Consider the following 19,683-nt stretch of genomic DNA (forward strand, 5'->3'; position numbering starts at 1 on the left):
AAGGATTCTAAATGTTTATGAGTAATCTGTCGAAGCCATTTGTATCTTGTCTTGCATTACCGATCTGTTCGTTACTGATAGTAAGTATCTCTGGCTGTTTTAAAACTCCTCATCCTTCTTCTGCAATAGAAGGTGATATCGAAATATCAACCAATGATAAGGGTGATTTGTGTTTTGAACCCTTGTTTGCAACAACAGTATTACATGATCAGCCTATACAAATAAAATATATAAGAATGAGAAGATTAGAGATATATAATTACGATGTTCCTGACGATCAAAGTCGTACAATGCTAACTATAGCGCCTATAGATGAAGAATATTATATTATAGAAAAAGGACAAAAGATCTGTTTGGATACCGACAATCCAAACTTAAAACAAAGAATTTTTAGACCTTTTAAAACACAATCTGTAGTGGTTGCAATTGGAGGAATAGACGATAAAAAAGAAGAATACGTAGACTTTCATCGTGAGTTTGACTATCCTTATATTGCTGAGTGATTAGAAATCTTAAAACGCATTGTTTGTTCCTTAAGGTAACTCAACGAGTAAAATCCAACTGCACAATATCAATAAGACTATCTAGTTGAGTATCTTTCTTTAACACCAACCTACCTTATATTAATAATGGTTGACGCAAGATAAAATTCAAATCAGCCAATTTTCAATATTCCTTCGCAAAAAAAGGTAAGTCGTTTGACTTACCTTTTTTGTTAGTATTTACTGATTTAATAATATTTACTGAGTTATTTACGTTTAATTGTTCTAGTAGTTACTCCAGTAGTTGCGCTAGTAGGCGCTTTAGCAGCCGCTTTATAAACTGGCGTAACTTCAGGTAAGAGTGCCTGAATTTTAGCGATACGCTGCCCAGAGTTTGGATGCGTAGACATCAACGTGACTAGAGTATTGCTACGACCGTTTGCGGCCTCCATTTTTTGCCATACTGAAACTGCAGATTCTGGATTGTAGCCTGCCTGCGCCATTAAGCGTAGACCACCCGCATCGGCTTGTGATTCTTGACTACGAGAAAATGGCTTGTCAAGTCCGTAATCGCTAATTAAACTCATTGCCTCAGCATTTAACCCTGTTTTTTGCTGTATCGCAGCACCACCTAACTGAAGCGCTAAGCTTGTCAGAATTTTTTGCCCAGCATCTTTTTTACTGTGTTCAGATAACGCATGGGTCATTTCGTGTCCCATGATTGCAGCGATCTCTGCATCCGTTAACTTTAACTTTTCTACAATACCGGTGTAAAAAGCCATCTTACCACCAGGCATTGCCCAAGCATTTAATTCAGGTGAACGTATAACCGTGACCTGCCAATCAAAAGGGACGCCTGTTGTATTAGCGCTAACGGCGTAGGGCTTCATACGATTAAAGACTCTTTTAACTCGAATAGCGGTGGCAGAGGTATTATCTACTGCGCCTTGACTATTAGCGCTAGAAACCACTTGAGAGTAATTTTTAGCCGCATCGGTATTTAATGTAGCCGTATCGTACCCTGCCATATCGGCTACAGTAGTACAGCCCGCTAAAGTAGTAATCGTAGTAAGCAATAGAGCATTTTTTATTTTGTTAAAAGTGGTCATTAGACGTCCTAGTTGAGAGATACAATTAAATTAAATAGCTAAACTAAAGGTAATGCATTGATAAATTTAAAACTCTGCTACCAAAATTTACGTCATGAACTAGACTAATGGAGAGCAATATGTAATTGATAACGTAACTAATATGTAAACAAAATGTAAGTAATGTGTCTAAATTATCGGGAGAAAGATTATCACCATAGAAAACAAAAGTCTATTAAATATATAGTATATTGTTTGTTTGGAGTCGCAAGCTCCACCCAACCTACATTTGAAGCATCCAACTTTATTCTTTTAATTAGAGTCGCTACTCAGAGAGAATCCTGCAACAAATCTCCCCTAAATAAACTCTCTCTTAACACTCATCACCCGCGCATCTACTGTACGCTCTATTTTCTCCTCAACCTGACTGCATTGCGACTCGACCTCACGTTTGGACAGCCCGACGATCACAAACGTCCATTCACTGGCGTCATGCCGATCACGCTCGCCACTTTCACATACCGCGATACTTGGCGTATTGCTAAAGCGTGCATGCAAGCCGCCCATACGTTGGCGCTTTTCTTTTAACGAGCCACATCCGGGCAAGGAAAAAGTCAGAGTTAAGATGCCGATATGCATTTTATCCTCCTTATTAAAGTACCATGTTTACGTTATCTGGTTATTTACGTTTAATACACCGCTGCCAAAACCAAATAAACTGATGGTCTGGCTTCTAATTACCCAACACCCACTCATCATTGACCTGATAAACTTTAAAATTCGTTTTATTGGTACGACTAGTACCCGCAATCGTCTGCGTGATATCAGCGGTACACATATACGTATTATCGCCTTCAGTGGTATCACAATTTATATTCTCGACGCTTTCAAGCTTTGGCATCATGCCTTCCATCATGCCGCTCATGGCTTTTGCCATCTCATCATTCCCTGCATTCGCCATCGCATCATCCATCATGCTGTTGGCTTGCTCATATTGCGCTTCGATTAGCCCTTCAACCGTACTTTCAGAAGGCGCATTTGAGCAGGCGACAAATAGTGGGGTTAACAATGCTATCGCAGCCAATTTCTTTAAATGGTTCATATCACGCTCGCTGTATTTATAAAATTAATGTGGCTATTTTCTGTGTCTAGAAGGTTACTTGAACTATACAGAATTATTTCATTTAGCCCAACTGAATTCACGTTATTTGCTTAAGTTTATTTAATAACACTTATTATGATGTTCAAATAGCTTATGTTAAATAACGTTAGAGTATTTGAATTTGAGCTGATACAGACAGTGCCATCAAGATACTGCTATGATGCGATTAACGATGACCGTTGAGGGATAACTATGTGGCAGGTGTATTTTTTTATTTTACCGATTGGTCTAGGTATCATGACCTTGGCAGCAAGCTTGTTGTTTTTGTTCGCCTACCTGATGTCCAATGACAATGCCACGCGCTTGCCAGCGTTTAACTGGTTTAAGCGCTTAATCATTGTGGCATTTATCTTACTGAGTGTTGGTCTGTTTATGACTTTTGGACATTTTTGGGGTCAATAAAAGCAGACTTTATGTGTTAATAATTTTTTCTAACTCTAATAACTCTAAATCCTGACGTTTTGGCTCACCATTATTACCATCATTTGGAAATGGCATTTTATTACCGTTTAACTGATAGCCACGGCGCTGATAATACGCCAATAGCTCAGGACGATGGCTTAAAATAGACATAGTAAGACGCGCAGGTTTTTCATCAGTTGCTTCTATATCTGATTGCAGGTGGCGCTGGGCAAAAGTTTCTGCGGCCTGCAATATCTGGTGACCAACCCCATGTCCTTGCAGCTCTGGATGTACCGCAAACATACCGATATAAGCTTTTTTATGACAGCCGTTGTTATTTGTATCAGTATCAACTTTCATATCGACAGCGATACAGCCTAATAGCTCGCCCGTTTCTTCACCGTCGCGTTCGCCAGTGGTGGTTTTTGGGTAAACGAAAAGATAATGTGTTGGATTAGCGATGGTATTAGCCAGCTCATCTTGAGTGATACGAATACCACCAACCAAATCTGCTTCATTGGTCCAGCCTTCTGTCTGCCGGTAGCAGCGGTTTAATAATTGTTCAAGCGCATCAATATCGCTTGCTTCGGCTTGACGTAAAAATACAGCATTTTTCTTCATATTGTTGGTTGTCCTTTTCCTATAGACATAATATTAAGGCTGACCTAAATAAATAGCTCAGCTTTAATAATAATATTTATCTGCTTTCAGTACTAGCGCGATAATACCTGCGCTTGTTCGATAATATTAAATCCTGCGTTAATCTGTGCTCGTGTTGGCGCATGCCCACGGCGCAATAGTTCAGAGAATGCAACCAATGCTTTGTCGCGACCAAGCGAGCTTGCTGCACGGGCGCGCGTATCTTCACCCTCATCATCGAAGTAATATTCGATATAATCAAAGCTGTCTGGTGTACCAAGTAGAATGCCATAGTCTGGCGTCGCCGCGTGTCCGCTATAGCGTAGGCTTTTACCGTATTGCATCGTCCAAAAGAAAGGAATTCGCTCCTCCAAGGAATTCACTTGCTCATCATTCAATATCGCTGCTGCCGTTACTATGCCATGCTGCAAGGCGACACGCCAATGCTCGATACGCATCCGCCCCATTTGATTGGTCGCTTTGGCGATATCGCCAAGCGCATAGACACCATCGCGCAGTTGTAAATGTTCATCGACTTGTACGCCATCTGGATGATTTGTGTCATGCAATAACTCGATACGCGGTGCGACCCCTGTCCCCAAAATCACGATATCAGCGTCTATCTGCTCACCATTTGCTAATTTAACGCCACCAACTTGTGAGAAGCTCTCTTCACTATTGTCATTGCCGCTGTCATCAGTAGCTTTTTCGGTTGCTGTAATTTCAGCGACGCTGGCATTAAAGATAAACTTAACGCCGTTATCTTCATGCAACTTAATAAGCGCATTACTGACGGTTTCAGAAACAATATTACCCATCACGCGATGGTCTTGTCCGATGATAGTAATAGAAGCGGTCGTGCCTGCTTGCACTAATGCTGAAGCGACTTCCATACCGATAAAACCTGTACCAACAATGACCACACGCTGGTCATGACTGGCAGCTTTAATCAATTTGGCATCATCCATACTGCGTAAGGTGTAGACACCATCAAGCTTAACACCTTTAAAAGGCGGTATTTTTGGCTCAGCACCCGTTGCCACAACTAAGAAATCGGCTGTTTGTTTATCCCTATTACCATCTTTATCTTTAATGACAATCGTACGTTCATTGGGCAACACTTCACTAACGGTTTGGTTTAAGCGTAAGTCAATATCGCTTTTACTCGCCCAATCTGCGCCGCCAAGTAAGAGCTTTTCTTCAGGCATATTCCCTGCCAAAAACGCTTTAGACAATAAAGGACGATTATAAGGAGCTTTGTCATCAGCACTAATCAAGGTAATCTTGCCGCCGTAACCCGTATGACGTAGCTGATTGGCAGTCATAAATCCTGCACCGCCACCGCCTACAATAATGGTATGAGTGTCGGTCATTTTGTCGTTTTTGATACGTTTATCTATTTTAGCGGCAATATTAACGATCAAATTATCGCCATCATCCGTCAGCTCGTATTGGGTCAATCCTGTCATAGCAACTGGTTCTAATAGCGAGCCGTCGCTGCTATCAAAAGTACCGTGATGCCACGGGCAGATGACTCGATTGCCACAACGTAAACCATTACCCAAATCTGCCCCTGCGTGCGGGCATTTACCATCGAACGCATGAAATGTACTGTCGTCGCGGGTAATTAAAATGATACTATCATCATCCTGTTTATAGGACTTCATACCGCCATTTGGAATATCGTCTTTGCTAATGGTGACGGTGTTAATTGTTGTGTTGCTCATAAGTTTTCCTTAACGATTATGATTATTTCCTGATGAAAACGGGGTGATATGACTTTATCAAATCAGTCATATCTCATAAAAAATTCTATATTTAAAAAATCAGATTAATTGATAGTAGCAAGCCCACTCAGCCTGCGATGTTTCTTTGTATATTCGCTGCGTTGCAAAACGTAATTTCATGGCTTTTTATCTGGGCATTTGCTACTTCAAACCACCGCTTTTAAACAAAAAAAGACTCCCTTATGACTTCTCAATATGACAACTTAAACGTTACCACGACTTCTGAGTCTGCTTTGAAGAATGCTGCCTATGACAACGAAACACTTGCCAACGAGCAGCCCAATCTCTCAAGTATCGATATTATCGATATTATCGATATTATCGCAGCGGCTGATACTGCCAAATTACCGCAGCCTATACAACCACCTTTAAAGCGCGCAACTTATAAAGCCCAGACAACCGACTTTATCGTTAATGAGATATTGCCGCTCGACTTTACAGGCGAAGGTGAGCATTTATGGCTGCATATAGAAAAGTCAGGAATGAACACCGCTTATCTTGCCAAATTACTCTCTGAGTGGGCAGAAATACCATTACGCGATGTCGGTTATTCTGGGCTGAAAGACCGTCATGCATTAACGACACAATGGTTTAGCCTGCGGATACCAAAAAAGCAATTGCCAGAATCAGAATTTGCGCCAGTAGATATCGGCGTCGATGAATCAGTCACTATTCTCGCCCAGCAGTGGCACAATAAAAAGCTCAATCGCGGTACGCATCGCGCCAATCAATTTATCATTACCTTGCGTGATATCGAGTTTGCAAGTTTAGAAAGTGAAACACCTGAGCAGGATTTATCTGCTAAGCAAAGTGCCAAGAGCAGCATCGAACAATATTTAGCAAATATCAGTCACAGCGGCGTGCCCAATTATTTTGGTCCACAGCGTTTTGGACGTAACGGCAATAATATTAGAACCGCTTTGGCATTATTTGATCGTCCAGCACAGCAAAGTCGACCACAACCCAAAAAGAGCAAACGTAAAAGCGCACCGCGAGAGCAAAATACTATGGAGCTGTCTGCCGCACGTAGTTTGATATTCAATGAGATATTGGCAGCACGCGTACGTGATGGCAGTTGGGATACAGGACTGGCGGGTGAAGTGTTTAATCTCAACGGCTCAGGGTCGATATTTGCTAGTGAAGAATTAGACGACACTTTACAGGCGCGAGTTAAGACCGGCGACATTCATCCAACAGGTGTTTTGTGGGGCGTGGGTAATGATAAGGTCAGCGACATAGCGGCAGCAATTGAAACTGATATCGTAGATCAAAGCCCACTATTAACTCAGCTAGCGGCAGGTTTAGAGCAGCGCGATATTAAGGCGCAAAGACGAGCGCTGCGCTTACCTATTGAAGCATTGAGTTGGGAATGGCAGGATAAAGATGATGAACAAGCGCTAGTATTAAACTTTACTTTGACGACAGGTAGCTTTGCCACCAGCGTACTGGCAAGTTTGGTGCAAGAATTAAGTACACCGCCATTATCTATCTAGCAACTGATTGAATGCTCAAAATTCTCAAAAGGTTAGAGTGCTGAGTTGCTAGATGATGGCATAAAGCGAGGTAGCCTTACTACTTTCTGCAGCTAACATATCATTGGCACTGACAACTTGATTGCGACCACGATCCTTGGCCTCATATAAGGCTTTATCGGCAATACAGATTAAACGCTGGCAAATATCAATGGGCAATTGTGCCTTTGCGATTTCTGTGGCGACTCGTTTTCTTCTATGCGCAACTCTTTTTTGCGAGCTACTTTGCTTCGAGCTGGATTGCTTCGAGCTGGATTGCTTCGAACCATTGTCTTGCGAGTCTTTGATATTTGCGTTTTGTTTTTGTGAGCTTGTTAACGGCGGTGTGCTCTCTTTTAGCGCTACCGCTTTATACTCACTTTGGATTCGAGCGCGCTCATCGTGAGTCAAGGTATAAACCCCTAAACTGGCAGTGACGTTAAAATCTGCATTGTCATCACTACTGATGACATGCTGAGCAATGTCTCGACGCAGCTGCTCAGCAATGCTCATCGCCCTATCATGCTGAGTATCAGGCAGCACAATCAAAAATTCTTCTCCGCCATAGCGACTTACAATCGCATCTTCTGTTAACGACCTTGATAACGTTTGTGCAACTTCGGACAGCACTTGATCGCCAACATCATGACCATAATTGTCATTAATACTTTTAAACCAGTCTAAGTCTAATAAAATAACACTGAAATCCTGCTTATCTCCCATTGCCAAAAGCGCCTGCTGCATTTGCGTCAAGCCGTAGCGGCGACTTTTTAGCTGAGTCAACTCATCTTGATTGGCATACTGCATGATCTCAGCTTTACTATTATCTAATATCAATAACAGTGTGCGAAACATATAGATGATAAAAATCGCTTTTGGTAGCGCCATATAAATATGGGTGCTGCGCCAAAAGAACGCTGAGGAAAAGCGTAGTTGATTGAGGGTATCCCAGCTTAGTGTACCGTTTTTGAAAATAGAGGCGGAGATGGCATTTTCGATAGCTGTCGTTTCGCTATAGGTGAGATAGCTATAAGTATCTAAAGGAAAAGAGGTAATCGTCATGTGGCGCAGATTGGGTATGGTAAAGCCAAAATAGGGAATCAGAGTGACCAGAAAAATTAATACGATATGCCCTAAAAAGGCTTTCCATACATAGCGTCGCCGTATGAGCATCATTCCTAGCATTGCTCCACCGACTAGCGAGATCCCAGCGACCAAACTACTGTGCCCCATAACCAAAATGACCACAGCAATGTAAACGCTATAAAGCGCCACTAAAATGGCCTGCCACTTATGTAGTGAGCCATTGTCTTTTCTCATCGGTGATAAACGGCTGACCATCCATATAAAGAAGATACCCAGCAGGGTAACCCCAATCCACAAAGGGTAAAACAATTCCATATCTACGTAGGAACCATAAGTATCTTGGCGCCACCAGACAAATAAACACCAGAACCAATGTGATGTGATTTCCATCAAAACAAACAATGCCAGCAGTAATGCCCTATCAGCAGCTTGCCACTCAAAAATCACTCGAGAGAGTTTTCTGTAGCCTAGATGAGATATCGATAAAGCCATAATGGGCTACCGCAAATAATGAAAGTTATTGAGCTAAAACCAGAACAGTCAACCAAGCGTCATGACTTATATTAAATTTAAACTTACTCATTGAGTGTGGCAATTTTTATCTTATTTATCAATCCGTTTAAGTGATTTATGCGTCATCAAATGACACCCTGATTTAGCAAGCATTTAACCAACATTTTAATGAATACTGGCATTCATGCGAAGTTTGCGACTTAGCAATATTTAGTGATAAAAATTTTTAGGCTACGATAAGGCTGCAAAAGACTGCCAAATACCTTGCTGCTCAGGATGCAAGTTTGGCACATCGCCTATACGGCGCCATGGCATATTACTGCCATGGAAGTCGCTACCTATCGAGGTAACAAGATTGTGCTCAGCGATACTACGATCAACCATTCTACGAGTGCTTACAGGTTCACTATTGGCAGGTAGCTCACAGGCATCGCCGCCAAGCTGGGCAAATTCTTCGATAAGCTTACGGACTCGTGTCGCTGAAAGCTGATAGCGCGTGGGGTGTGCCAACACTGCCTTGCCGCCGCAAGCCTGAATCAGCTCAATACCGTGCTGCATCGTCAGCGCTTCAATGGCCACATAAGCGGGCTTATTGTCAGCCAGATATTTATCAAAGGCTTTTTGTACCGTCTTAACCTCACCGCGCTCAAATAAAACTTGTCCAATATGCGCACGCCCAACTGCTTGCGGATTGTTACCCGCTTTATAAAGAACGGCTTGCCACAGCTCATCATAATCAATGTTTAGCAACTCACTGAGTTTTTCAGTGATGCGTTGACCACGCGTAGCACGACTGTCTTGCAACTGTTGTAAGGTCGCATGCATTTTTTCGCGATCGGTAAAATCCAACCCAAGTACATGAATAATTTTATTAGTGGATTTATTTTTACCATAGCCGCCGCTAAGCGTGTGCTCACAGCTGATTTCAACACCATTAATTAATTGTATATTGCAAGCTTCAGCCGCCGCGCGTGCCTCATCGATACCCAATAAGGTATCATGATCGGTCAAAGCCAACACGTTAATTCCCGCACTATGGGCGCGTTGTACCACTTCTGCAGGCGCATAAGTACCGTCAGAACAGGTGCTGTGGCAATGTAAATCGATTTTCATAAAGCTGGCCTTAAGATTTTGAATGTATTGTCAATTAAATGTGTCTTCGATAATGAATATGGTAGCAGTAAAATGAAGTAAAAATGGCTAAGGCGTGCTATATCAGACGATTATCGTGTTGATTGCTTTTTTTTGGCGCAGTAGACGTGTAAACTACCCCATACGTTTTTGTTGGACACCCTATTTGCTATGAAAGCCTTATTAGACTTCATTCCCTTAATCGCATTTTTTATTGCCGCTCGTTACAATGGTATTTTAGCAGCAGCAGGCGCATTGCTCGTTGCCACTATCATCATCTATGCTATCCACTTTGTGCGTCAAAAAGGCAAGTTTGATAAACAACAATGGGTCGTTCTATTATTAACCATCGTCTTTTGCGGTGGCACACTGCTATTGCGTGACGACATCTACCTACGTTGGAAGTCACCGATTATTAACGGTATCTTTGCTATAACGCTTTTGGTGAGTGCTGCTATTAATAAGCCACTGATGCAATTGGCTATGAAAGATGTTTTTTCGCTGACGATGAGTGGCTGGAAGAAGTTAACCGTTGCTTGGGCATTGTTTTTTGCCTTTATGGGCGTGCTGCATTATATCACGGCATTTACGATGTCAGATGAAGCTTGGATTAACTTTAAAACCTATGGCTGGATTCCAATTATGCTGGTATTTGTGGTCGCCCAATTTTTAGTGTTAAAAAAGCACCTCAATCCCGCACTAACCGACAAAGCAGCTAAGTAAAAGACCATCAAATAGAAAGCCATCACATAATATTTATTACTTTATAATAAACAACCACTTATTTCTAAATTCCCATTGTGACAATGATTAATCATATAGTCTAATTAGGTAGAGTGATTAAAAGTATTGTTATTGATTATAGCGCTTTATTCTTACTATTAATTGAGGAAGCAATATGTCCTTATTTGCCATTATTGGTTACGATGTTGCGGGTAGCAGCGCCCAACGTCAGATGACGCGCGCTGAACATCTTGAACGCTTACAAGTATTGAGTCGTGAGCAGCGACTGATTATCGCCGGTCCAACGCCTATTGAGCACGGCAAAAGCGAGATGTCTGGCAGCCTTATTATTGCTGACTTTGACTCTCTTGAGGCGACTCAAGCTTGGGCAAGCGCTGATCCATACTTGCGTGACGGTGTATACAGTCATGTAGATATCAAGCCTTTTATTCAAGCATTACCAGCAGCTACTGACCGTTCGGCAAATAAGCCATCAGACAAGGTAGCAGCATCGTGATTCAGCAGTTATTTTCATTAAATAGTCATATCTATAAAACTGGCTTTACTAGCATTATATTACTCGCTGCCATATCGGTACAAGCTGCGCCAACGGTTACCACTGCCGATACAGCAGCAATGGCTATAACAGCGCCCAATGATGTTGCCCCAACAACGACTGCGACCACCACTACAAATACCGCGCCAGCGACGAATATTAACGATACCTTAAAGTTTAACGACACCTTGGCGGCACAGCTGCAACCATCCAATAAAGCACTATCGGCAGCCAACCAAGAATTGCTTAGCCGCAATGCCCAGCTGCAGCGCCAAGTCAACGATTTGCAGACTCAAGCAAACGTTTTGGTGTACGAGAGTAAAGGTCAAATATTTTTATATGGGGCATTTACCGTCTTGATTAGTTTATTAGTCGGTATTTTTATCTCATGGTTGGTCTTTGTGCGCCGTGAACGTTGGTAGTAAATCCTCTATAAATGCGATGCTCTATGTCTAAGTCTGCTATACCTAAGCCCTCATCTACCGCCACGCGTACGCCTCATAAAGCCACCAAACTCCTTAAGAACCCTGCACCCCCAAACGTTATTGTGCCTGCTCAGATTGAATGGCGAACGGATGATGCTGGTAACAAAGTGCCGGTATCAGGCGAATTTGGCGATGTCTATTTCTCGCATGCAGATGGTTTAGCAGAGTCACGTCATGTATTTTTGGCGCATAACCAATTGCCGGAGCGACTGGTAAATCTTGCACCGAAGCAATGCTTTACTGTCGCTGAATTGGGCTTTGGCACTGGATTGAATTTTTTGGCGACGTGGCAACTTTGGCGTCAACTTCGCGCTGATCAACCGCATTTAGCAACGGCACGCTTGCATTTTATTACTACCGAAAAATATCCCATATCACTGACAGACTTAACACAGATACTGGCACGATGGGCACAGCGCGCTCCTGAACTAACAGAATTAATTGAGCAGCTTTTAGCCAGCTACCCACCGCTTATTGCTGGCTGTCATCGGTTGAATTTCTTTGCGGACAATATAACCCTTGATATCTGGTTGGGTAACGCCGGTGACAGCTTAACAAGCTTAGGATTTGAGAGCGTCATTAGGCGCCCTTATATTGATGCATGGTTTTTAGATGGCTTTGCCCCTTCTTGTAATGAGACATTGTGGGCAGCAATTATATTTATGCAGATACAGCGCTTATCGCGCGCTGATACGACTGCCGCCACTTATAGCTGTGCCGGTATCGTCAAACGTGGACTACAAGCTCATGGCTTTGAGATTAAAAAAGTCAAAGGGTTTGGGCGCAAGCGCGAGATGCTCACCGCTGTCATGACTGAGCCCTTACCACTGGATGACCATCCCACCTTATATACCCATCCGAATCACACAGTCGTTATTGGTGCCGGTGTTGCAGGACTACTTACTGCTTGGACGCTGGCCAATCGCGGTATCAATGTCACTATTTTAGACAAAAGCGCACCTCTATCTGGGGCATCTGGTAATCCACGCGCCCTCCTCGCACCAAACATGACGCCTATTCATCACGTCTATGAGCACCTGCATTCTATTGGCTATTTATACAGCGTCAGATTATATCGTGACTTTAATAAGCAAGCCGCGATCCAAAATACGCCGTTGATACTTGAGCAGACCGGTACTCTAGATTTATTAGTAAAAACCAATATTGGTACTGAGCAGATTGCCGATTATCCAAATGCGATGGCAACTACGATTACTACTGAAAAAGCGCGGCGGTTAAGCGGCTTAAAAGCTAAAGACTTAGCAGACAATTTATATTTACCGCAATCTGGTTTGGTCAATCCACAAGCTTTAAGAACTGTCATCCTTGCGCATTCGAATATCAATTATCAGCAGTTTAGTGTTACCGATATTAAAGAAACAGAAGATAAAGTTGCGGTGAGTGGTAATAATAGTCAAAGCCCTATCACTATAATCGCTGACAATGTCGTGATTTGCGCAGCCTATGAAAGCCATCAACTAGATAAACGTATCGTGGAATGCCGTACCATCCGTGGGCAACTGTCTTGGTTCACGCCAACTGCTGAACAAATAGCCAAGCTGCCTAAATTACCGCTCAAATACAGTGGCTATTGCGCACCATTTATCGGACAAAGCGGTGATGCTGAGTTGAATAATATTATCGAAAATCAGCCGCAGTTTTTACTTGGTGCAAGCTTTGTCGATGGTGATGCCAATATCGATATTCGCAGTGAGGAAAACCAGCAGAATTACGATAAATTGATTGAAGATATGCCTGAATTGGCTGATGTTTTAATTACTGACCCTAGCTTATGGCAAGCGCGTGCCGGCGTTCGCACCCAAACGCTAGATTATCATCCACTGGTCGGTCTACTCGCACAGAGCAAGCGCCTATGGACACTGTCAGCGATGGGTGCAAAAGGTTATGCGTTAGCGCCGATATGTGCTGAAGCGCTAGCAGATATGATGTTAGGCTGTTTTACGCCGTTATCCAGCGTTATGTTGACGCGGCTGTCACCCAATCGGGCGCGGCTGCATAAAGCGCGTAATAAAGTGAGTAAATTATCGAGCTAACCTTTCAAACGGTATTTTAATTCGCGGTATCGTCATGACTCTCTATACGAGATTTAACCGCACCAAATAATGATTTGCCTGAGTCTGATTTTTGAGTGGGTATTCTTGTCACACCCTCATTATTTATACTCGTCGTTGGCGCAATTAAAGTTTGGATTTGCGCTTCATCGCGGGTGTTTTTTTGAATGGTCACCGCAGCAAACAGACTCATGGTAAATGCCATCATATAAAAGCCTTTTTCGCTGAGGTTTAAACTCCCCGCATTCATCAAACCAATAGCAATAAGCACAACAGACAATCCTAAAGCCGCCCAACTAATCAAGTAATACATATTCGTCGTTGGTATACCTTCACTACGATCACGCAGGGTTTTCTGCAAACTAATCGCTGAATAAAGACCGAGCGCCAACACCGCGATATAATAGCCTTTCTCATTCAACAACATACTTTTTGCATTCCATAATCCAAACAAATATGCCAGTACACCAACCAACATGACGGCCCAAGAAGTCCCGACATAAGCGGTCGTTGGTTTATAAGCGGCTAGCTGACTCTTAGTAATCGTGTCATTATTCATCATCGTCCTTAATTAGAAATAAGCAAATACTTGATAGTCATATAAACTTTTATCGACCTCTGTTTTGCCTTAACATAACACAAGCATGTTATATTGTAATCTAAAATTATTTTTAAAATAAATAGCAGTCTTAATGACAGAGTCCTAACATGTCTTTTTTTACCTTACTCATTCTACTTAGCCTTATTATTATCGTACCCATCGTTTTTGTGATGAGAGAAAAATCTAAGCGCACGCAAACGGCCTCTATACAACGTCATCAAGAGTATTTAGCATCTGCAAGTCACCTTGCCGCCCAATCTCAAGCGAATATGGCATCAAGAGAAAAGGTAAATAATGAACAAAGTAATGAGCTTACTGTCATTAATTTTTCAGCGCAGCATCCCTTTATTAGACTACTTTATAACGAGCAAGTGCCTAAAACGTTTCGAGCGACTATGGATGATATTGGGCAGCAATATGAGTCTACTCATCACGATCAAATCACTGAATCACAATTATTTACCCTCAATAAACTCATCAGCACACGTGTTCCAGAGCTGATTACTGACTATCTTAGCCTCGATCAAAATTATGCAAAAACCGTTATTATTGATAACGATAAACAAAATACCAGCTATGACATGGTGCTAGGTCAACTAAACTTGATTTTAGATTTCTCGCAAAAGCTTAATACCCAAAGCCAAAGTGGTGTCGTTGATAAATTACTTGCCAGCCGCCGATATTTAGATGATGTTTATAAAGAAAGTGGCATGGCAGCCGATAATCTAAAGTTAAAGTAAATAATACATGCGAACAACGAGTAAAAAATTGATGGTAATAGCAAATAACTGTGAAAGACTATATTTACTATAGGCATGACTGTAATTAGTGATTCTTAGTAAGAGATAGTTATACGTGGTTCACTATGTTTAAATAAAACCCTATTAATGGATAGCCATCTTATTATGAAAAACCTTCCCGCTACCTTTGCCAAACCAAAGCGCGACTTTGAATCTGTTTCTGCCATTCTTGTGAGTATATTACTACTGAGTGCTTGCCAAAAAGCACCAGAGCCTGAGACAGCTAGCGAGACCACCACTGAAGTGGCATCTCAAACGACACCCGTGACTTCTAACATCAATGCGCCTACAGTCACTAATGAAGAGGTAAATGCCGCTGAGCCTACTATTAACCCAGAGCAAGATATGAGCTTAGCTGAGCTAGAAAATGACCTTGATGCAACAGACTTGGCAGCAAATAACCCTGCTCCAGCGCCCAATCCAGAGCAAGCCATTAAAGGCGCCCAAATCACTGATGTCCGTTATAAAAGTGCAACAGGTGAATCTTTATCAGTCGTCTTTGAAACGTCGGCAGCAGGTATGCTCAACGCTGTTGTAACCTTGCCTAACAAACCCAAAATGACCTTGAGTGCGCCTGAAGGTCAAGGGAATAATCCCACTTATCGCTCAAGCGATGGCAGTATGCAGCTGGTCAGTCATGCTGGCGGTGGTACAATCGACTTTATTCAAAACAATAAAATGACAAGCTTTGATGCCATTAGTGCCGATGCAGAAGTGATTACTGAGTAAGCTTTATAAGCATAAAACCATGTGGTAAAGGTAGTAAAAAGATGACAATAAAAAAGGCAGCAAACGTTGATATCGTTGCCGCCTTTTTTGCTATTAATTTGACTTATTTTAATTTTATTTAACCAAAGCCTGTTGTTTTTCCAAACAAACTCACCAGCCAGCTTATTACTGTCCATAAACCCCAACCGATAATGATAATAACCATTAATCCCAATATATCAGGTATATGCAAATATAGCCAAGCGACGACTGGATTGCGCCAAAAGAAACCAAAGCGACTTTGTTGTTGCTTGTCTTCTAATGACTGATGTAAAAATGGTCGATCCATATGCATGGTTTCGGTGATGCCATACTCGTCTTTTAGATGTTCATGCACGATACCCAAGGTCTTACGACTGGGACGAATAAAGATATCGAGCAACGTTCCAATACCAGGTACGATCCCGACTACCATATCGATGAGCGCCAGTCTGACGGCTGGTGTCATTTTATGCGCCGGTACTCCCAGCTGACGACCCAATATGAACGCATAGCTGGTTAACGCCAATCCCGCCAAATCACCCGCCAGTGGAATGGTTGAAAGTGCGGCATCGGCACCCATGCCTTGTTTAGTAAAAGGAATGCGAACGAGAGAATCCATGGTATTGGCAAACTTTGCCAATTTACGCTCAGTCTCGATGACTTGCTCTCGGGTTAGCCCTTGCGCAGCCAATCTTGCCTGATAATCTACGACAGGCGCATTAGATGATTTACTCGCTTTTAATCTCGAAAATTTATTTAATTTATCCATTAAAAGTCGTCCAGATACAAGCGATGGCTATGAGAGCAAAGACATAACGTCCTACCCAGATATTGGCTAAAAACGCCTGAAAGCAGACCAAAGCATTACGGCTGGCACAAGCGCTATTTTGCTTGGCAAACATCATCGCGACTAAAGCCAGTCCAAATACGGGCGTAATGCCCAAGCTGGTCGGGGCAAAATAATGCCACATAACCGCGCCCATGATGAGTAGAAATAAAGTTTGTAGCACGGAAATAATAATTACATCATAGCGTCCAAATAATATCGCTGTTGATTTGACCCCTATCTTTAAATCATCTTCACGATCAGCCATGGCGTACTGGGTATCATAGGCGACTGTCCAACACATATATGCCAAGAATAATAGCCAGCACCAAATATCAGGTACGCCTTGAATCGCTACATAAGCCATCGGTATCGCCCAACCAAAAGCGGCGGCCAAAAATACTTGTGGCAAATGCGTATAGCGTTTCATAAACGGATAAATAAATGCCAATATAACGGCACCAAACGACCAGTAAAATACTTGAATGGGCAAAAAGAATAACAGACTGCCACTTAATAACACCAATACTAAAAAAGCCGCAATGGCTTCTTTACCCGATAAGCGTCCATCAGCAAGCGGTCGACCTTTAGTACGACTGACATGACCATCGACTTTACGATCAGCAAAGTCATTAATGGCACAGCCTGCCGCCCGCATCAATATCGCCCCAAGGGCAAATATCGCAAACACCTTAAGACTTGGCAGACCCGCCGTCTCACCCTGCTGCTGTGCCTGCCCCATTGCGGCTAATAATACGCCCCATAAAGTTGGCCAAAGCAGCAGTTCAATACCGACTGGTTTATCAAAGCGCGTCAGCTGGATGTAGGCTTGTAGTTTGTCGTTAAATGTCATGGCGTTTTAATTATCATAGATAGAAAGTATTAAGTAATAATTTGGGTGCATAGCAATTTAGGTTATAGAACTTGGCGTACGCTGCTTTGATACTATCAATGCCACTAAACGTGTTGCCACATCTTATTTGCTTCAATAAGTGACAGCTCAGGATATTGTTTGCGTAAGGCTTTAATTGCAGCAACTTTCTCTTTTTGTGCGGCTTGCTGACGTAAAAACGCCAATTGCTCTTTAGGATTACTTAACTCTTTTAGACGTGCTTCAAGTCGCAAAATTCTGGTACGCAGCATAATATTAATTAGCAATAGCGCCGCACCCATCACCCAAACGATTAATACAGACATTCCCTGCTCCTAAATTTATAAGCTGTCTTATTTCATATCATTAAACAAAATAACCGTCAAATCGTACCGCTTCGTTATGCCAGCTCTCACTTGGCTGTTGATGAGCAAGTAACGGCGCAGATTGTGGACGCTTAACAATGACGCGGCCTTGTTTTTGACCATTTTGACTGACCACTGCTTGCGCAGATTGTAGCAATTGCCGTTCTTCGTCTAATGTTGGTGGGCTGGCCAATTGGTGCAATGCTTGCATATGCTTACCCACTTTAGCGCCTTTACCCGTTTTACTATCTTGGTAGCTATCCTCTGGAAACATAGGATCTAGATACACCATATCGACGATTTTACTATTATCAGCGACTGGTTCATTATTAACGCTTTGAAAATAACTAAGTGCATCCGTATTAATGATATGCAAACGTGACATCAATTTTTGCCAATTTGCTAACGTACTCATGCGCTGCTGCTCTGCTAACAGTAGCAGCGCCATTAAGGGCTGCTGCTCAAGCATTGTTACTTGTGCACCAGTACTGGCCAAGATTAAGCTATCATGACCAAAGCCAGCAGTGGCATCAATGACCTTGCTGTCCGCTGTGATTTTTGCCGCTTGCAATAATAATTCAGACTTGCGTCCCGCACTCACCACACGCCGCTGTAACTTATCCCATTCAGGTGCAACGCTTAAGCCATCACTCAGCCATGAGAGCTTATCTTTTTCATCTAATAATAAGATAGGTTGAGTGGCTGTATGGCATAATTGCTGGCGACGTTTTTGATTTAATTTCTCTGTCACCAGTTCAATATTTAAAATAATGGGTAGCGCATGCTCAGCTATCAACGCCTGTAAGCTCTCGACTTGATTTGCCTGCGTCTGACTAACATAAAGTAGTTGGCAGTTTATAGCAGCGGTCGGTACGTGCTTTACATTGGTCATGACTGCCATTCCTTTCTCATACTTACCACATCATGAATTGCTAACAAAAACCATTCCATTATAAAGTTTAGCCTGCCATTTGATAACCAAAACCCCAAGCGGCTATTAAGACCAACACACCAGTGATAATACGCAACCATGCAAACACCTTAAAGTCACGACGACTGACCCAAGCGACCAATAAGCGAATACAAAGTAAGGCAACGATAAATGACACGACGGTACCAATGCCTAGCACTAACCAATCTTCGCTACTGGTCAAAACGTCACGATGCTTAATAAAATCTAGTAGTGCCGCACCAATGATAACCGGAATACCCAAAAAGAAGGAAAACTCAGCGGAAGCTTTACGTGAGACCCCAAGCCATAGCGCACCGATAATAGTCGCTCCTGAACGCGAGGTACCAGGTATCAATGCCAAACATTGCAGCAAACCTATCATCAATGCCGTCTTTAGACTAACGTCTTCTGCTTCTTGCGCAATAATTGGCTTAGGACGATTTTCGACATAAAATATCAGCAGACCGCCGATAATTAGCATAATCGCAACGACAATAGGATTAAATAAATAAGCTTTAATCTCATCGGCAAAGGTAAAACCAACAATCATCACCGGAATAGTGGCAACAATTAAGCTTAATCCAAGCTGCCTTGGGTTACTCATGCCCTCTGCTTTACCCGTCAGCAAACCCATGAGTGCTTGCCATAGTCTGCCCCAGTAGTCATAAATGACCGCTAAAATAGCGCCAAACTGTACCACCACCACAAACAAATCGACTTTTTCTTTGGTCCAAAAGCCCATCAAATCGGCTGATAAAATTAAATATCCTGTGCTAGAGATAGGTAAAAACTCAGTGATACCTTCAACGATACCCATGATGACAGCTTGAATTAATAAGAGTATATCCACAATTATTTTCCTAAAAACAGACCTACAGACT

The 19,683-nt window shown here is 42.4% G+C and carries 22 protein-coding genes; 9 read left to right on the top strand and 13 right to left on the bottom strand.

Features of this window, described 5'->3' with window-relative positions:
• Positions 1-17: 17 nt before the first annotated feature.
• Complete coding sequence (locus CAN34_RS01935; RefSeq protein WP_123891897.1) at positions 18-503, top strand: hypothetical protein; 486 nt, start codon at positions 18-20, stop codon at positions 501-503.
• A 245-nt stretch (positions 504-748) separates the two neighbouring features.
• On the opposite strand, the gene CAN34_RS01940 is transcribed toward CAN34_RS01935, so the two are convergent.
• The 3 genes from CAN34_RS01940 to CAN34_RS01950 form a co-directional block, all read right to left on the bottom strand.
• A complete protein-coding gene (locus CAN34_RS01940) occupies positions 749-1,591 on the bottom strand; it encodes a M48 family metallopeptidase (protein ID WP_089554204.1) in 843 nt (280 codons plus the stop codon).
• Between the two features lie 336 nt (positions 1,592-1,927).
• On the bottom strand, positions 1,928-2,209 hold the full coding sequence (locus tag CAN34_RS01945; RefSeq protein ID WP_089554205.1) for a DUF503 domain-containing protein: 282 nt from the start codon (positions 2,207-2,209) through the stop codon (positions 1,928-1,930).
• Positions 2,210-2,303: 94 nt separating this feature from the next.
• The gene (locus CAN34_RS01950; RefSeq protein ID WP_089554206.1) at positions 2,304-2,672 is read right to left on the bottom strand and encodes a hypothetical protein; all 369 of its coding nucleotides are present in this window, start codon (positions 2,670-2,672) and stop codon (positions 2,304-2,306) included.
• A gap of 252 nt (positions 2,673-2,924) precedes the next feature.
• Here CAN34_RS01950 and CAN34_RS01955 point away from each other — a divergent pair, with 252 nt between their 5' ends.
• Positions 2,925-3,134, top strand: a complete 210-nt coding sequence (locus tag CAN34_RS01955) for a hypothetical protein (RefSeq protein ID WP_165767596.1) — start codon at positions 2,925-2,927, stop codon at positions 3,132-3,134.
• A gap of 9 nt (positions 3,135-3,143) precedes the next feature.
• On the opposite strand, the gene CAN34_RS01960 is transcribed toward CAN34_RS01955, so the two are convergent.
• Together CAN34_RS01960 and CAN34_RS01965 are read right to left on the bottom strand one after the other, a co-directional pair.
• On the bottom strand, positions 3,144-3,755 hold the full coding sequence (locus tag CAN34_RS01960; RefSeq protein WP_089554207.1) for a GNAT family N-acetyltransferase: 612 nt from the start codon (positions 3,753-3,755) through the stop codon (positions 3,144-3,146).
• Positions 3,756-3,847: 92 nt separating this feature from the next.
• Complete coding sequence (locus tag CAN34_RS01965; RefSeq protein ID WP_089554208.1) at positions 3,848-5,500, bottom strand: FAD-dependent oxidoreductase; 1,653 nt, start codon at positions 5,498-5,500, stop codon at positions 3,848-3,850.
• Positions 5,501-5,742: 242 nt separating this feature from the next.
• Between CAN34_RS01965 and truD the strand changes: the two genes are divergently transcribed.
• Complete coding sequence (gene truD, locus CAN34_RS01970) at positions 5,743-7,053, top strand: tRNA pseudouridine(13) synthase TruD (RefSeq protein ID WP_089554209.1); 1,311 nt, start codon at positions 5,743-5,745, stop codon at positions 7,051-7,053.
• Positions 7,054-7,101: 48 nt separating this feature from the next.
• On the opposite strand, the gene CAN34_RS01975 is transcribed toward truD, so the two are convergent.
• The gene (locus CAN34_RS01975) at positions 7,102-8,649 is read right to left on the bottom strand and encodes a diguanylate cyclase (RefSeq protein WP_089554210.1); all 1,548 of its coding nucleotides are present in this window, start codon (positions 8,647-8,649) and stop codon (positions 7,102-7,104) included.
• A gap of 252 nt (positions 8,650-8,901) precedes the next feature.
• Entirely contained in the window at positions 8,902-9,783 is an 882-nt protein-coding gene (locus CAN34_RS01980; RefSeq protein WP_089554211.1) for a PHP domain-containing protein, read from the bottom strand.
• 189 nt (positions 9,784-9,972) lie between these two features.
• Here CAN34_RS01980 and ispZ point away from each other — a divergent pair, with 189 nt between their 5' ends.
• From ispZ to mnmD, 4 genes are all read left to right on the top strand, one after another.
• Complete coding sequence (gene ispZ, locus CAN34_RS01985) at positions 9,973-10,524, top strand: septation protein IspZ (RefSeq protein ID WP_079692467.1); 552 nt, start codon at positions 9,973-9,975, stop codon at positions 10,522-10,524.
• 175 nt (positions 10,525-10,699) lie between these two features.
• Positions 10,700-11,041: a YciI family protein gene (locus tag CAN34_RS01990; RefSeq protein ID WP_089554212.1), complete on the top strand. Its 342-nt coding sequence runs from the start codon at positions 10,700-10,702 to the stop codon at positions 11,039-11,041.
• Positions 11,038-11,502, top strand: a complete 465-nt coding sequence (locus CAN34_RS01995) for a hypothetical protein (RefSeq protein WP_089554213.1) — start codon at positions 11,038-11,040, stop codon at positions 11,500-11,502. The genes CAN34_RS01990 and CAN34_RS01995 overlap by 4 nt, the downstream gene beginning before the upstream one ends.
• A gap of 26 nt (positions 11,503-11,528) precedes the next feature.
• A complete protein-coding gene (gene mnmD, locus CAN34_RS02000; protein WP_089554214.1) occupies positions 11,529-13,619 on the top strand; it encodes a tRNA (5-methylaminomethyl-2-thiouridine)(34)-methyltransferase MnmD in 2,091 nt (696 codons plus the stop codon).
• Positions 13,620-13,635: 16 nt separating this feature from the next.
• Here the strand turns inward: mnmD and yiaA are convergent, their stop codons facing one another.
• Positions 13,636-14,196, bottom strand: a complete 561-nt coding sequence (gene yiaA, locus CAN34_RS02005; RefSeq protein WP_089554215.1) for an inner membrane protein YiaA — start codon at positions 14,194-14,196, stop codon at positions 13,636-13,638.
• A 149-nt stretch (positions 14,197-14,345) separates the two neighbouring features.
• Between yiaA and CAN34_RS02010 the strand changes: the two genes are divergently transcribed.
• The gene (locus tag CAN34_RS02010) at positions 14,346-14,978 is read left to right on the top strand and encodes a hypothetical protein (protein ID WP_089554216.1); all 633 of its coding nucleotides are present in this window, start codon (positions 14,346-14,348) and stop codon (positions 14,976-14,978) included.
• Positions 14,979-15,143: 165 nt separating this feature from the next.
• Complete coding sequence (locus tag CAN34_RS02015) at positions 15,144-15,767, top strand: hypothetical protein (RefSeq protein WP_089554217.1); 624 nt, start codon at positions 15,144-15,146, stop codon at positions 15,765-15,767.
• 118 nt (positions 15,768-15,885) lie between these two features.
• Here CAN34_RS02015 and CAN34_RS02020 read toward each other — a convergent pair whose 3' ends face one another.
• The 5 genes from CAN34_RS02020 to CAN34_RS02040 form a co-directional block, all read right to left on the bottom strand.
• On the bottom strand, positions 15,886-16,557 hold the full coding sequence (locus CAN34_RS02020) for a DUF4112 domain-containing protein (RefSeq protein ID WP_079692474.1): 672 nt from the start codon (positions 16,555-16,557) through the stop codon (positions 15,886-15,888).
• On the bottom strand, positions 16,550-17,467 hold the full coding sequence (gene ubiA / locus CAN34_RS02025; protein WP_089554218.1) for a 4-hydroxybenzoate octaprenyltransferase: 918 nt from the start codon (positions 17,465-17,467) through the stop codon (positions 16,550-16,552). Before ubiA ends, CAN34_RS02020 begins: the two co-directional genes overlap by 8 nt.
• 104 nt (positions 17,468-17,571) lie before the next feature.
• Complete coding sequence (locus tag CAN34_RS02030) at positions 17,572-17,811, bottom strand: hypothetical protein (RefSeq protein WP_089554219.1); 240 nt, start codon at positions 17,809-17,811, stop codon at positions 17,572-17,574.
• Between the two features lie 40 nt (positions 17,812-17,851).
• Positions 17,852-18,742, bottom strand: a complete 891-nt coding sequence (locus CAN34_RS02035; RefSeq protein ID WP_089554220.1) for a class I SAM-dependent methyltransferase — start codon at positions 18,740-18,742, stop codon at positions 17,852-17,854.
• 67 nt (positions 18,743-18,809) lie between these two features.
• Positions 18,810-19,652, bottom strand: a complete 843-nt coding sequence (locus tag CAN34_RS02040; protein WP_089554221.1) for an undecaprenyl-diphosphate phosphatase — start codon at positions 19,650-19,652, stop codon at positions 18,810-18,812.
• Between the last annotated feature and the right edge of the window lie 31 nt (positions 19,653-19,683).

It is taken from the genome of Psychrobacter sp. DAB_AL32B, from assembly GCF_002224105.1.
In the GTDB taxonomy this organism is placed as follows: domain Bacteria; phylum Pseudomonadota; class Gammaproteobacteria; order Pseudomonadales; family Moraxellaceae; genus Psychrobacter.

Excerpts from the sequence above, each read along its gene's own strand:
- CAN34_RS01935 (WP_123891897.1), top strand. The coding sequence starts at position 18 with ATGAGTAATCTGTCGAAGCCATTTGTATCTTGTCTTGCATTACCGATC.
- CAN34_RS01940 (WP_089554204.1), bottom strand. The coding sequence starts at position 1,591 with ATGACCACTTTTAACAAAATAAAAAATGCTCTATTGCTTACTACGATT.
- CAN34_RS01945 (WP_089554205.1), bottom strand. The coding sequence starts at position 2,209 with ATGCATATCGGCATCTTAACTCTGACTTTTTCCTTGCCCGGATGTGGC.
- CAN34_RS01950 (WP_089554206.1), bottom strand. The coding sequence starts at position 2,672 with ATGAACCATTTAAAGAAATTGGCTGCGATAGCATTGTTAACCCCACTA.
- CAN34_RS01955 (WP_165767596.1), top strand. The coding sequence starts at position 2,925 with ATGTGGCAGGTGTATTTTTTTATTTTACCGATTGGTCTAGGTATCATG.
- CAN34_RS01960 (WP_089554207.1), bottom strand. The coding sequence starts at position 3,755 with ATGAAGAAAAATGCTGTATTTTTACGTCAAGCCGAAGCAAGCGATATT.
- CAN34_RS01965 (WP_089554208.1), bottom strand. The coding sequence starts at position 5,500 with ATGAGCAACACAACAATTAACACCGTCACCATTAGCAAAGACGATATT.
- truD (WP_089554209.1), top strand. The coding sequence starts at position 5,743 with ATGACTTCTCAATATGACAACTTAAACGTTACCACGACTTCTGAGTCT.
- CAN34_RS01975 (WP_089554210.1), bottom strand. The coding sequence starts at position 8,649 with ATGGCTTTATCGATATCTCATCTAGGCTACAGAAAACTCTCTCGAGTG.
- CAN34_RS01980 (WP_089554211.1), bottom strand. The coding sequence starts at position 9,783 with ATGAAAATCGATTTACATTGCCACAGCACCTGTTCTGACGGTACTTAT.
- ispZ (WP_079692467.1), top strand. The coding sequence starts at position 9,973 with ATGAAAGCCTTATTAGACTTCATTCCCTTAATCGCATTTTTTATTGCC.
- CAN34_RS01990 (WP_089554212.1), top strand. The coding sequence starts at position 10,700 with ATGTCCTTATTTGCCATTATTGGTTACGATGTTGCGGGTAGCAGCGCC.
- mnmD (WP_089554214.1), top strand. The coding sequence starts at position 11,529 with ATGTCTAAGTCTGCTATACCTAAGCCCTCATCTACCGCCACGCGTACG.
- yiaA (WP_089554215.1), bottom strand. The coding sequence starts at position 14,196 with ATGAATAATGACACGATTACTAAGAGTCAGCTAGCCGCTTATAAACCA.
- CAN34_RS02010 (WP_089554216.1), top strand. The coding sequence starts at position 14,346 with ATGTCTTTTTTTACCTTACTCATTCTACTTAGCCTTATTATTATCGTA.
- CAN34_RS02015 (WP_089554217.1), top strand. The coding sequence starts at position 15,144 with ATGAAAAACCTTCCCGCTACCTTTGCCAAACCAAAGCGCGACTTTGAA.
- CAN34_RS02020 (WP_079692474.1), bottom strand. The coding sequence starts at position 16,557 with ATGGATAAATTAAATAAATTTTCGAGATTAAAAGCGAGTAAATCATCT.
- ubiA (WP_089554218.1), bottom strand. The coding sequence starts at position 17,467 with ATGACATTTAACGACAAACTACAAGCCTACATCCAGCTGACGCGCTTT.
- CAN34_RS02030 (WP_089554219.1), bottom strand. The coding sequence starts at position 17,811 with ATGTCTGTATTAATCGTTTGGGTGATGGGTGCGGCGCTATTGCTAATT.
- CAN34_RS02035 (WP_089554220.1), bottom strand. The coding sequence starts at position 18,742 with ATGACCAATGTAAAGCACGTACCGACCGCTGCTATAAACTGCCAACTA.